The organism is Rubricella aquisinus, assembly GCF_014199445.1.
GTDB classification, from domain to species: Bacteria; Pseudomonadota; Alphaproteobacteria; order Rhodobacterales; family Rhodobacteraceae; genus Rubricella; species Rubricella aquisinus.
Genome location: NZ_JACIJS010000004.1, coordinates 79,647 through 91,619, shown reverse-complemented (window position 1 = coordinate 91,619; position 11,973 = coordinate 79,647). Strand labels below are relative to the sequence as shown.

14 protein-coding genes are annotated in these 11,973 nt (G+C 62.7%); 9 read left to right on the top strand and 5 right to left on the bottom strand.

Annotated elements, in window-relative coordinates; all coding sequences use genetic code 11:
• Positions 1 to 71: 71 nt before the first annotated feature.
• The gene (locus FHS89_RS07200; RefSeq protein ID WP_184010055.1) at positions 72 to 257 is read left to right on the top strand and encodes a DUF1674 domain-containing protein; all 186 of its coding nucleotides are present in this window, start codon (positions 72 to 74) and stop codon (positions 255 to 257) included.
• Positions 258 to 331: 74 nt separating this feature from the next.
• Positions 332 to 1,786, top strand: a complete 1,455-nt coding sequence (locus tag FHS89_RS07195) for an NAD-dependent succinate-semialdehyde dehydrogenase (protein ID WP_184010053.1) — start codon at positions 332 to 334, stop codon at positions 1,784 to 1,786.
• A gap of 31 nt (positions 1,787 to 1,817) precedes the next feature.
• On the opposite strand, the gene FHS89_RS07190 is transcribed toward FHS89_RS07195, so the two are convergent.
• Positions 1,818 to 2,870 carry a hypothetical protein gene (locus FHS89_RS07190; RefSeq protein ID WP_184010051.1) on the bottom strand — a complete coding sequence of 351 codons (1,053 nt, stop codon included), beginning with the start codon at positions 2,868 to 2,870 and terminating at the stop codon, positions 1,818 to 1,820.
• A 178-nt stretch (positions 2,871 to 3,048) separates the two neighbouring features.
• Between FHS89_RS07190 and FHS89_RS07185 the strand changes: the two genes are divergently transcribed.
• On the top strand, positions 3,049 to 4,269 hold the full coding sequence (locus tag FHS89_RS07185; RefSeq protein ID WP_184010049.1) for an argininosuccinate synthase: 1,221 nt from the start codon (positions 3,049 to 3,051) through the stop codon (positions 4,267 to 4,269).
• Between the two features lie 196 nt (positions 4,270 to 4,465).
• Positions 4,466 to 5,056 carry a peptide-methionine (S)-S-oxide reductase MsrA gene (gene msrA / locus FHS89_RS07180; protein ID WP_184010047.1) on the top strand — a complete coding sequence of 197 codons (591 nt, stop codon included), beginning with the start codon at positions 4,466 to 4,468 and terminating at the stop codon, positions 5,054 to 5,056.
• Here the strand turns inward: msrA and chrA are convergent.
• Positions 5,053 to 6,258, bottom strand: a complete 1,206-nt coding sequence (gene chrA / locus FHS89_RS07175; RefSeq protein ID WP_184010045.1) for a chromate efflux transporter — start codon at positions 6,256 to 6,258, stop codon at positions 5,053 to 5,055. The genes msrA and chrA overlap by 4 nt on opposite strands.
• Complete coding sequence (locus FHS89_RS07170; RefSeq protein ID WP_184010043.1) at positions 6,255 to 6,575, bottom strand: rhodanese-like domain-containing protein; 321 nt, start codon at positions 6,573 to 6,575, stop codon at positions 6,255 to 6,257. The genes chrA and FHS89_RS07170 overlap by 4 nt, the downstream gene beginning before the upstream one ends.
• Positions 6,576 to 6,710: 135 nt before the next feature.
• Between FHS89_RS07170 and FHS89_RS07165 the strand changes: the two genes are divergently transcribed.
• The gene (locus FHS89_RS07165; protein WP_184010041.1) at positions 6,711 to 7,337 is read left to right on the top strand and encodes a VOC family protein; all 627 of its coding nucleotides are present in this window, start codon (positions 6,711 to 6,713) and stop codon (positions 7,335 to 7,337) included.
• On the opposite strand, the gene FHS89_RS07160 is transcribed toward FHS89_RS07165, so the two are convergent.
• Together FHS89_RS07160 and FHS89_RS07155 are read right to left on the bottom strand one after the other, a co-directional pair.
• Positions 7,334 to 7,792 carry a pyridoxamine 5'-phosphate oxidase family protein gene (locus FHS89_RS07160; protein ID WP_343051359.1) on the bottom strand — a complete coding sequence of 153 codons (459 nt, stop codon included), beginning with the start codon at positions 7,790 to 7,792 and terminating at the stop codon, positions 7,334 to 7,336. The genes FHS89_RS07165 and FHS89_RS07160 overlap by 4 nt on opposite strands.
• A 6-nt stretch (positions 7,793 to 7,798) precedes the next feature.
• Positions 7,799 to 8,077 carry a YggT family protein gene (locus FHS89_RS07155; protein ID WP_184010039.1) on the bottom strand — a complete coding sequence of 93 codons (279 nt, stop codon included), beginning with the start codon at positions 8,075 to 8,077 and terminating at the stop codon, positions 7,799 to 7,801.
• A gap of 164 nt (positions 8,078 to 8,241) precedes the next feature.
• Here FHS89_RS07155 and FHS89_RS07150 point away from each other — a divergent pair, with 164 nt between their 5' ends.
• The 4 genes from FHS89_RS07150 to FHS89_RS07135 all read left to right on the top strand — a co-directional run bounded on the left by FHS89_RS07150 (position 8,242) and on the right by FHS89_RS07135 (position 11,972).
• On the top strand, positions 8,242 to 8,772 hold the full coding sequence (locus tag FHS89_RS07150) for an acyl-CoA thioesterase (RefSeq protein ID WP_184010037.1): 531 nt from the start codon (positions 8,242 to 8,244) through the stop codon (positions 8,770 to 8,772).
• Between the two features lie 107 nt (positions 8,773 to 8,879).
• Entirely contained in the window at positions 8,880 to 10,226 is a 1,347-nt protein-coding gene (locus tag FHS89_RS07145) for an MFS transporter (RefSeq protein WP_184010035.1), read from the top strand.
• Positions 10,204 to 11,094, top strand: a complete 891-nt coding sequence (gene mepA, locus FHS89_RS07140; protein WP_184010033.1) for a penicillin-insensitive murein endopeptidase — start codon at positions 10,204 to 10,206, stop codon at positions 11,092 to 11,094. Before FHS89_RS07145 ends, mepA begins: the two co-directional genes overlap by 23 nt.
• Positions 11,091 to 11,972 (top strand): esterase-like activity of phytase family protein, encoded by an 882-nt coding sequence (locus FHS89_RS07135; RefSeq protein WP_184010031.1) that lies wholly within the window; start codon positions 11,091 to 11,093, stop codon positions 11,970 to 11,972. Before mepA ends, FHS89_RS07135 begins: the two co-directional genes overlap by 4 nt.
• Position 11,973: the final 1 nt, after the last annotated feature.

Sequence of the window (11,973 nt, the reverse complement as noted above, 5' to 3'; positions counted from 1 at the left end):
GCCGATTGCTTGCCCCTGTGCCTGTCAAGCGCATATCCATGGGCAAGCGTTTCATGATAAAGGGATATAGGATGTCAGACCCAACAGATAAACAGGCCCGCATCGCGGAAGCCGCGAAACGCGCATTGGCCGAAGCACAAGAGCGCAAGGCGAACGCAAAGCCGCTTGACCTGCCAAAAGAGCTTGGCGGGCGCGACGGGCCAGAGCCGATCCGCTATGGCGATTGGGAGAAGAAGGGCATCGCGACCGATTTCTGATCGCGCCTTGCACATTCCCGGATCCAAGCGCAGTCTGCGCCGCAATTCATCTATAAGACGTAAGGAGGTGTCCCATGGACCTGAAGAACAAAGCGCTCTTTGCCACGCAAAGCCTGATCGGCGGCACATGGTCAGACGCGGATAGCGGCGCGACATTCGCCGTCACCAATCCCGCCAATGGCGATGTGGTGGCAGAGGTCGCGGATTGTGGCCGGGCCGAGGTCGCCCGCGCGGTGGATATCGCCTATGACGCGCAAAAAGGCTGGGCCGCGATGCTGGCTTCTGAGCGGCAAAAGGTGCTGATGCGCTGGCACGATCTGATCATCGCGAATGCCGATGATCTGGCCGCGATCATCACCGCTGAGATGGGTAAACCATTGGCGGAGGCCAAGGGCGAGGTCGTCTATGGAGCGTCCTTCATCGAATGGTTCGCCCATGAGGCCCCGCGCATCTATGGCGACACGATCCCGCAGCATCAGGCGGACAAGCGCATCGTTGTTTTGAAACAGCCCATCGGGGTTGTCGGCTCCATCACGCCGTGGAACTTCCCCGTCGCGATGATCACGCGCAAGGTTGCCCCTGCGCTGGCCGTGGGCTGCTCCGTCGTGGCGCGCCCGGCGGAATTGACGCCGCTCTCTGCAACCGCGCTGGCCGTTCTGGCAAAGGAAGCGGGCTTCCCCGATGGTGTGTTCAACGTGGTCACGGGCGCTGACGCATCCGAGATGGGCAAGGAGCTGTGCGAAAACCAGAAGGTGCGCAAGATCACCTTCACCGGTTCGACCCGCGTGGGCCGTATTCTGATGAAGCAATGCGCGGAGGACATCACCAAAGTATCGCTCGAATTGGGCGGCAACGCGCCCTTCCTCGTGTTTGATGACGCCGATATTGATGCCGCGGTCGAGGGTGCGATCATCTCCAAATATCGCAACGCGGGGCAAACCTGTGTCTGCGCGAACCGGATCTATGTACAGGCGGGTGTCTATGACGCCTTCGCGGAAAAGCTCGCCGCGAAAGTCTCTGAAATGAAGGTCGGGCCCGGCACCGAAGAGGGCGTAAATATCGGGCCGCTGATCTCTGAGCCTGCGCTCAAGAAGGTGCGCGAGCATCTGGAGGATGCGACCGCGAAGGGTGCTGAAATCTTGATCGGCGGCACGCAGCCGAACCTTGGCGGCACGTTCTTCAACCCCACCGTGATGACTGGTGCCACGCAGGATATGCTGATCGCGCGCGAAGAAACCTTCGGCCCGGTCGCGGGGCTGTTCAAGTTTGAGACGGAGGATGAGGCCGTCGCGATGGCCAATGACACCGAATTCGGCCTTGCCGCCTATTTCTACACCCGCGATCTGGGCCGGAGCTGGCGCGTCGGTGAGGCGCTGGAATACGGCATCGTCGGCCTCAACACCGGGCTGATTTCCACGCAGGTCGCGCCGTTTGGCGGGGTCAAGCAATCGGGGATCGGGCGCGAAGGTTCCAAATACGGGACCGACGATTTCCTTGAGATTAAATATCTCTGCATGGGCGGCGTCTGACCCCGCGCTGGCTGACCTGTCACGCGGCGGGTCAGCCCCCCTCACGGGCATAGGTCTGCGTGAGATAGGCCATGATCTGGCCCAACTCACCCTCGCTTGCGGTCAGGCCATTGGCGACCATGCGGGTGACAAGCTGCACCACATCCTGCTCTGTCCGAAATCCGGCGGCCTCCACCAATGCGGGGCTATGACACTGCGCGCATTTGGCCGCGAACACGGCGCGCGCGGCCTGCGGATCATAGTCGTCGGGCGGACCATCGTTCGTTGCGCGTAGGGCCGCGAAACTCTGCGATGAGGCCAATGCCTCCTCCCGGCTGTCCTGCACCCCTTGTTGTAGCGTCGGGGTGATCGCGATGAGGTAGGCCGTGACGCTCCATTGCTCGCTCTCAGAAATCGGGTGCATCGTCGTCGCGCGCTGGGCCATGCGCGTGACGGTGCTGTGCCATGCCTCCGGCGTGCGCGGCTTGACGAGGATCGTGCGCAGGTCATGGCATTGGGTGCATTTGCGGGTCAGAACATCCCGCCCTTCGGCTAACCCAGCAGCAGAGGCGAGCGTCGCCAGCCCCGCCGCATCCGCAAACCCGATCTGCGGCAGATATGTCGTGACCCGGTCAATCCGCTCCTGCGAGAAATTCTGCCCGTCCTGCGCGGTTGCCCTCAAATACGCCTCCCGCGCGGCATAGGGCAGCGCCAGCCCCGCCAGCAGGATGGTGCAAATTAAAAGCGCCGTGCCAAGGATCGGTGCCAGCGTCGATTCCAAATGCTTGAAGAACCGCACCACGAGGATTTTGACCAGCAACAGCGCCCCAACCGCCATGCCCAGCATCAGGTGAAACACCGTCCGGGCGGGCAATTCGATCTGATAGGACCATAGGCGCGGCACCATATCCCACATCAGCACCACATAGATCGCGACAAACACATAGCCGAACGCGCGGTGCAGAAACATCAGCGCGCGCGGCGCACTGCTGCGGTGCCGCGTCTTGTCAAACGGATAGCCCCACAGGTGGAACATCAGGATCGTCAGCCCCAGCGCCAGCAGGACAAACACCCCGCCCAGAATGGCATTTGTTGACGCGCCCATATGTCAGCCCTCCCCGATCCGTGCCACGACCCGGCGCAAATGGCGCGGGCCTTACCGTCGAAAACACGCGGGGCCGGGATTTATTCGGTTTTGGGAACGGAGCGCGGCGCTGCGGCTCCCCTTGCCCTTCGCGGGCTTGCGCGGTATCCGCTGCAAGACATGCTAACGGAGGAACCAGATGTCCGCGCCCAAGAAAGTCGTGCTCGCCTATTCCGGTGGGCTTGATACATCCATCATCCTGAAATGGCTCCAGACGGAATATGGCTGCGAGGTCGTGACCTTCACCGCCGATCTGGGACAGGGCGAGGAATTGGAGCCTGCACGCCAAAAGGCGGAGCTTTTGGGCATCAAACCGGAAAACATCTTCATCGAAGATGTGCGTGAGGAGTTTGTGCGCGATTTCGTGTTCCCGATGTTCCGCGCGAATGCGGTTTATGAAGGCCTGTATCTCTTGGGCACCTCCATCGCGCGGCCGCTGATTTCCAAGCGGCTTGTCGAGATTGCGGAAGCCACCGGCGCCGATGCGGTCGCCCATGGCGCGACTGGCAAGGGCAATGATCAGGTGCGTTTTGAACTCAGCGCCTATGCCCTCAATCCCGATATCAAAGTGATCGCGCCATGGCGTGAGTGGGATTTGACCTCCCGCACGCGGCTCCTGGAATTTGCTGAAGCGCACCAAATCCCCATCGCGAAGGACAAGCGGGGGGAGGCCCCCTTCTCCGTCGATGCGAACCTTTTGCACACCTCCTCCGAGGGGAAAGTGCTTGAAGATCCGGCGGAAATGGCACCCGATTACGTCTATCAGCGCACGGTGCATCCCGAGGACGCGCCGGACGCGCCGGAATATGTCGAAATCACCTTCGCCAAGGGCGACGCGGTCGCCATCAACGGCGACGCGATGAGCCCCGCCACGATCCTGACCCGCCTCAATGAGTTGGGCGGCAAGCATGGCGTGGGCCGGCTTGATCTGGTTGAGGGTCGCTTTGTCGGCATGAAATCCCGTGGGATTTATGAAACACCCGGCGGCACGATCCTGCTGGAAGCGCATCGCGGGATCGAATCGATCACGCTCGACCGGGGTGCCGCACACCTCAAGGACGAATTGATGCCGCGCTATGCGGAACTGATCTATAACGGTTTCTGGTTCAGCCCGGAGCGGGAGATGCTTCAGGCCGCCATCGACAAATCGCAGGAACATGTCGAAGGCACGGTGCGCCTGAAACTCTATAAAGGATCGGTGAACACCGTTGGCCGCTGGTCCGACAAGAGCCTTTACTCGGAGGAGCATGTGACCTTTGAGGATGATCAGGGCGCCTATGACCAGAAAGACGCCGCTGGCTTCATCAAGATCAACGCCCTGCGCCTGCGCCTTTTGGCGATGCGGAACAAGCGCGGTTAAGCGGTGCGCAACTGCAGAATACGGGTTCAGGGGCCATGGTCCCTGAACCGACGTCGCCAGATTGCATCATTGGATGGTCCCAAACTGACATAATCCATCACGCGGCATCACGAGCCTGCAAGACAGCGACACAATCCTTTCCTTACATGCATCCTCCCGCCCATATGTGAGCAGATCACAGGACAGGAGAGACCCGATGCTGACCCGACTGCTTTTCGCGACCACGCTTCTTGCCGCGCCTTTGGCCGCACAGGCCGATGAGGCCACCGCCGTTTTCGCGGGCGGCTGTTTTTGGTGTGTCGAGAGCGATTTCGACAAGGTTGATGGCGTGCTCGCCACCGTTTCCGGCTATACAGGCGGCACCACGACCGAGCCGACCTATCGCGACGTGACGCGCGGCAATACCGGCCATTACGAGGCGGTAGAGATCACCTACGACCCGGAGGTCGTGGATTTCGAGACGCTGGTGCGCCACTTCTTCACCCATGTGGACCCGACCGATGATGGCGGGCAGTTCTGCGACCGGGGGCACAGCTACAAAACCGCGATCTTTGCCCAGACTGACGAGCAGCGCAGCATCGCCGCCGAGGTTAAAGCGGAGTTCGACACCGCCGGCATCCTGCCCGCCCCGATCGTGACGCCAATCCTTGATGGTGCCCCGTTCTGGGACGCCGAGGACTACCATCAGGATTACTACATGAAAAATCCGATCCGCTATAATTTCTACCGCCGCTCATGCGGGCGTGATGCGCGGGTTGATGCGCTTTGGGGTGACTACACCAGCTAAATGACCCCGATCCCGGCAAGGATCAGGCCACACAGCCCCCCCGCCGGGATCATCACCAGAACGGACGGATTGCGCCACGCGGACAGGCCCGCAAAAAGGATCAAGAGCCCGATCTTGGGCCAATCCGGCTCTGCCCATCCGGCAGGAAAGAGTGCGGCTTGCCCGAAAAACACCGCCAAGTTGGCGATCACGCCAATCACGGCAGCGGACACTCCGGCAAGGGCCGCGCGCACCCATCCGATCCGGCCCAAACGATCCGCCTGCGGGGCGGCGGCGAACATCAGGGTAAAGCTGGGCGCGAAGGTGAAAAAGCAGGTGACCGCCGCCGCGGTCACGGCTGTCCCGATCCCGCCCGCGCTTAGGCCCCCGAAAAACCCGGCATAAAGTGTCACAAGGATCAGCGGCCCCGGCGTCGTCTCCCCCAAGGCAAGACCATTGATCATCTGCCCGGCGGTCAGCCAGCCTTCGGCCTCCACCGCGCGCTCTGCGATGAAGGGCAACAGCGCATAGGCCCCGCCGAAACTGACAAAGGCCGCCGTGGTGAACAGGGCCGCGATATCCGCCCAGATCGACCCGGCCAGCACCGCGAGCACAAATCCCCCGCCGATCAGCGCGCCGCCGATGCCCAGCGCGCCAAGAGAGGGGCCAAGGTTGAGCGCCGCCGGGCGGTCCGTCGCCGCCCCGTCCCGCATCAGGATCACGCCTGCCAACCCCGCAAGCCCTATCACCAGCGGAAAACTCAGGCCCCAAAGCAGCGCCGCGAAGGCCGCAAGCGCAATCGCCCATGTCAGCCCCGCGCCTTTCGCCTTCCCCCCGAGCCGCCACAGCGCCCGCGCGACGATCACCAGCACGACCGGCTGAATGCCGTAGAAGAGCGCTTCCAGCCACCATGCCTGCCCCTGCGTGACTGCAAGAATGGCAAGGAGCGTGATCAGCACCGCACCGGGGATGATGAAGGCCAACCCGGCAATCAGCCCGCCCCACACACCGCGCATATGCCAGCCAAGATAGACGGCAAGCTGCTGCGCCTCCGGCCCCGGCAGGATCATCGCGATGTCGAGGCCGCGGCGAAACGCGTCCGCGCTGATGGCCTGCCTGCGGGTGACGATCTCGTCTTGCATCAGCGCGATCTGGCCCGCAGGTCCGCCAAAGGACAAAAGGCCGATCTTGACCCAAAGGGCCGTGAAAGACGCGAGCGTCATTGCACCACCCCCGCATCCATCATCGCGGCAAAGCCACCTTCGACGAACACCGCGTCGCGCCCATGGAGCCGTGCTAGAACGCAGGCAAACTGGCTGACCTCGTGGCCCGCGACACAGAAAAAGGTGATCGGCCCTTTGGCCTGCATCAGCGGGTGGTCATGGCCCAGATCAAAGGGATCAATCCATTCGGCGCGCCCGTCGCGGCGCGGATCGGCCTGCCGCGCGGGGGCCTTGCGCACATCGACAAGACGCCCGCCGCGCGCGGCAATCTCGCGCGCAGGGATGGACGGGATATAGGGATTTTGAACAGCAGTCATGGGCTCACACTCCACGTGTCAGGTCAGAGCGATGCTTGGGTGTGAGCCACCGAAATCCGGGGGATCGCCAAACCCCGTATGTCGATGCTACTCCTGATCGCGACAGCTACACAAGCGGAATGGGATGACAGAGATATGACACAGATTGATCATCTGGTGGTCGGGGCCGCGTCTCTTGAGGAGGGGCGCGCATGGATGGAGGCGCAGCTTGGCCTGCCTGCCACTGGCGCGGGCAAGCATCCGGCGATGAGCACCCATAACGCGCTATGGCGTGTCGGCCCCTGTTATATGGAGGTGATCGCGATTGATCCGGCCGCACCCGATCCGGGCCGCCCGCGCTGGTTCGGGCTGGATGATCCGACCGTGCAGGCGATGCTGTCGAAGGGTCCGCGCCTTTTGACATGGGTGGCGCGGGTGGATGATATGCCCAGCGCGCTTGAGCGTGTGACCTATGACCCCGGCCCGGCCCTGCCATTCACCCGTGATGCGCTGCGGTGGCAACTCACCGTGCCCGAGGACGGGCATCCGGCGCATGAGGGCTGCGCGCCTGCGCTCATCGCATGGGACGAGGGCAGCACACCGCCTTCGGCCAGCCTGCCGGATCAGGGCATCGGGCTGGAGCATTTCAGCCTGCGCGACACGGCCCCAGTGCGGGAGGCGATCACGCGCAGCGGGCTTGCGCATCTGGTCACATTTTCCGAGCAGGACACGCCCTTGCGCGCCGTTTTGACCACACCGATGGGGCGCGTCATCCTCAGCTAAGGGTCGATCCGGTCCGGCCCGGTGCGGAAATAGGACACGTTGTTGGTGAAGATGCTCTCCGGCACCAGCCGGAGAAAGCGGTTCTCGTCGTTCTCGACATCCGCGACCTGCTCCACGAACCATGTGTTCCACTGGGCCTCATCCGGGCCGAGGTATTTGGCCAGCAGGCGGCGAAACCGCGCGGGGTCTTTCGGCAGGACATCTGCGTGCCCCCGCAAGCCCAGATGCAAAAGGATACCCCGGTCCACGTCGAAGTCCACGATATCGACCGCGCAGGCCGGGTGCTGCATGAGCCGTTCCGTACTGCTAGACCCCTCAGCGCCAAGCATCCAGACCGCTCCCTCCTCCCAAAGAAACCAAACGGGGGAGGTGCGCGGGCCGTCCGCCCCCTGCGTCGCAAGATGCGCCATCAGCGGGCGGCGCAGCACAATTTCCGGGTCAAAGGGGACAGGCACGCGGGCCTAGACGAGGTTATTGCGGATGATAATCTCCAGCGCATAAAGGCCAAAGATGAACACCAGCGGTGCCAGATCCAGCCCGCCCGTGCTGGGCAGTGCATTTCGGATCGGGGTATAGATCGGCTCCACCAATCGGTTCAGCCCGGACCAAAGCTGATACACGAATGGCTGCTGGAGGTTGATGACGTTGAACGTAATCAGCCAGCTCATGATGATATGGACGATCACGATAAAAAACACGATGTCGATCGCGAGAAGCAGGATCAAAGCAAGAGACGTCATCAGATACCTTCACACCAGTTTTGCCATGCCCCGGTGAGGGCCGCATGAGGCAAGAGGTAGTCGCCATCCCCCCGTCCTGCAAGGGTTGGGCTGACGCCACGGCATGACTTGCACGCAGGATCGGCTCCCCCATCTTAAGCGCATAGCCGCAACGGAGCCGCCCGATGTACCCATTCCCGCGCCTGATCAAGGAAATGCTGATCGCCCGTAAACAGCCCAAGCTGCCGTTTGAGGGGGTGCATGTGTCCCATCATATCTGCTGGCCATGGGATATCGACATGTTCGGGGAGATGAACAATGGGCGCATCCTTACCGTGTTTGACCTTGGCCGGTTTCCGCTGGCGCTGCGGGTCGGGCTGTTTGACCTCTTGCGGCGGAAGAAATGGGCGCTGACCATGGCGGGCGCGTCGGTGCGGTATCGCAAACGCATCCTGCCCTTTCGCAAATATGAGATGCGGTCGTCCTGTGTCGGGCGGGACGCACGGTTTTTCTACCTGCACCAGTCATTGTGGGCGGGCGACACCTGCTGCGCGTCGGTGCTCTATCGCAGTGCGGTTCTGGAGCGCGGAAAGATCGTGCCGACGGACCGGGTCGCGACCGAACTTGACGCGCCCGAGTGGAACCCGGATTTGCCGCCATGGGTGCAGGCATGGATTGACGCGGACAACACCCGCGCATGGCCGCCTGAGCATTGATCCCGCACCCTTTTCACACACGCCCGCGCCTTTTGCCTTGAACGAAGCGGGAGCGAATGTTTCCATCCCTTAAAGCGCAACCGCGCGACACCACGGGGATAGACGACATGAGCGATCGCGCACAGAAAAAGGGCATCTGGGGCTGGATGCTGTTTGATTGGGCGAGCCAGCCTTTTCACACCCTCCTCATCACTTTCATCTTTTCCCATTATTTCGTGAACCGTGTCGTGGCGGACCCAGTCGCCGGTCAGGCGCAATGGGCGTTTATGCTGTCGATTGCGGGTTTCATCATCGCGATCATGGCCCCGTTTCTGGGTGCATTCGCGGATGCGGCTGGCCCGCGCAAGCCATGGATCGCGTTTTTCTCCATCTTTTATGTGGTCGGCGCGGGGATGCTTTGGCTCGCCGTGCCGGGCATGATGGACCCCACGATTGTGCTGATCGGCTTTGCCATTGGCTTAATTGGGGCGGAATTTGCCACCGTGTTCACCAACGCGATGCTTCCGGACCTAGGCCCGCGTGAAGAGGTTGGCCGCGTGTCAGGATCCGGTTGGGCGATGGGCTATTGGGGCGGATTGGTGAGCCTCATCATTGTGTTGGGGTTCATGGTTGGAGACCCTGAAACCGGCAGCACCCGCTTCGGCACGACGCCCATCCTCGGCCTTGACCCGGCTATGGGCGAGGGCGAGCGTGGCGCGGGCATTCTCACCTCCATCTGGTATATCGTATTCATCATCCCGCTGTTTTTATGGACCCGCGACGCACCCCGACGCGCGACCAAGGGCGCGTTTCAGCGGGGCTTGGGGCTGCTCGTCCAGAACATTAAAACCCTGTCTTCACGCCCCAGTTTTGCCAGCTATCTGATGTCTTCGATGTTCTATCGTGACGCATTGAATGGGCTCTATATGTTTGGCGGGATTTATGCTGGTAGCGTTTTGGGTTGGTCGATCGTTGAAGTCGGCACCTTTGGGCTCCTCGCAAATGTTACAGGGGCGCTGGGGGCATGGGCCGGGGGGCGGATCGACCGCGCGCAGGGGCCGAAACTGGTGATCCGTGGCTCCATCTGGCTTTTGATCGGTGTGTGCCTTGCCGTGGTGATGACGGACCGGAGCATGGTCCTGATGATCCCCGTGGCGGAGACGTCGGCACTGCCCGATATCCTGTTTTATGTCTGCGGTGCAGTGATCGGTGCAGCCGGCGGGTCGCTTCAGGCCGCGTCGCGCACCATGCTCGTGCACCAGTCGGAGGAGGAGGCGATGACCCAGTCCTTCGGCCTTTATGCCCTCACCGGGAAAGCGACCTCGTTCCTTGCGCCGATGCTGATAGGCTGGGCCACGTTGGTGACGGAAAGCCAGCGGCTTGGCATCGCGCCGGTGATCGGGCTGTTCATCATCGGGATCGTAATCCTTTACTGGGTCAAACCACAGGGAGATGTTCGTGTTCAGCCTGCCTAAACTCGCCCTTGCCGCCGCATTCCTGATCGCAGCCCCCGCGCAAGCCGAAAGCTGGGGCGCCGCGAAATTCGCCTTTGGCGCGATGGAGGATGGCAGCGCCCAAGCGCCCGACCCGATTGGCTCCTATGCGCGGGGATGCGTCGCGGGCGCCGTGGCCCTGCCGGAGACCGGGCCGACATGGCAGGCCATGCGGCTGAGCCGCAACCGCAACTGGGGCCATCCCGACACCATCGCCTTCTTGCAACGGCTGAGCCGGGCGGCGGCGGAACAACCGGGCTGGGAAGGCATCTATGTCGGTGATATCAGCCAGCCGCGCGGCGGGCCGATGCTGTCGGGTCATGCATCGCACCAGATGGGGCTCGATGCGGATATCTGGATGCGCCGCGCTGACCGGCTCAACCTCACGCGGCAGGAACGGGAGGATATCTCCTCCATCAGTGTGCGCTCTGCCGATATGCGGGGCTTGAGCGAGTATTGGTCGCAGGCGCACTACGAGATCATGCGCGCCGCCGCGAAAGACCCCGCCGTCGCCCGTATTTTCGTCACCGCCCCGGTAAAGCAATATATGTGCGACGCCGCCGGGGAGGATCGGGACTGGCTGCGCAAGGTCCGCCCATGGTGGGGGCATCACTATCATTTCCATGTGCGGCTGCATTGCCCGCCGGGGGCTGCGGGATGCGTTGATCAGGCACCGCCACCTGCCGGGGATGGCTGCGATGCGACGCTGGCCTGGTGGACGTCTGACGAGGCGCTGGTGCCCGCACCGACCGTGCCGCGCCCTGACAACGCGCCCCGCCCGCGTGCCACGCCCCCCCTGCGCGTGGCCGACCTGCCCAGCGCCTGTGCGGCGGTGCTGACCTCTCCATGATCCGGGCAACCATCGGTGCGGCGATCCTCGCCTGCCTTGCCGGGGCGGGTGTGGCGGATCACACGCGCATGACGCTTGCCTCACAGGTGACATGGGCGCTGCCGGATGAATGGTTCGGCGGCTTCTCCGGCCTGTTGATGGCACCCGATGGGCGGACTTTCCTCGCCGTGACGGATCGGGGCACCTTGGTTGAGGGCGGGCTGGAGCGTGACGCGACCGGGCTGATCACGGATATCCGGCTTGACCGGTTTGGCCCGTTGCGCCCGCCGCGTGGCGACAGCCTGCCCCGATACTACACCGATGCCGAGGATATCGCCCCCGATCCCGATGGCGGCTTCTACATCAGTTTCGAGGCGGAGCATCGCATCCGCTACTACCCTGCCCCGTTCCGGGCCGCGCGGCCCCGGCCCCGGCACCCGGATTTTGCCTCCCTTCAGAACAATTCAGGGCTGGAGGCCATCGCGACGGACGGGCAGGGCCGGGTCATCGCGATCCCCGAACGCTCCGGCGCGTTGGATCGTCCCTTTCCGGTCTATCGCTGGGATGGCGTGGACTGGTCCCTTCCGTACCGGATCCCGCGCCGCAACGGCTATCTGCCCACCAGCGCGGATTTCGACGCGGCGGGGCGGCTTTACCTTCTTGAACGGCAGTTCCAGCTTTTGGGTGGGTTTACCGTGCGCATCCGCCGTTTCACCCTGACGGGCGATGAGATCACGGATGAGGAAACCCTGCTCGTCTCTGCGCCCAATGCGCTTGATAATGCCGAGGGGCTGTCGCTGTGGGTTGACGATCAGGGCCGGCAGCGGGTCACCCTCATCTCTGACGATAACTTCCAGTTTCTGCAACGTACCCTGCTGACTGAGTATATTTTGGAGTGAC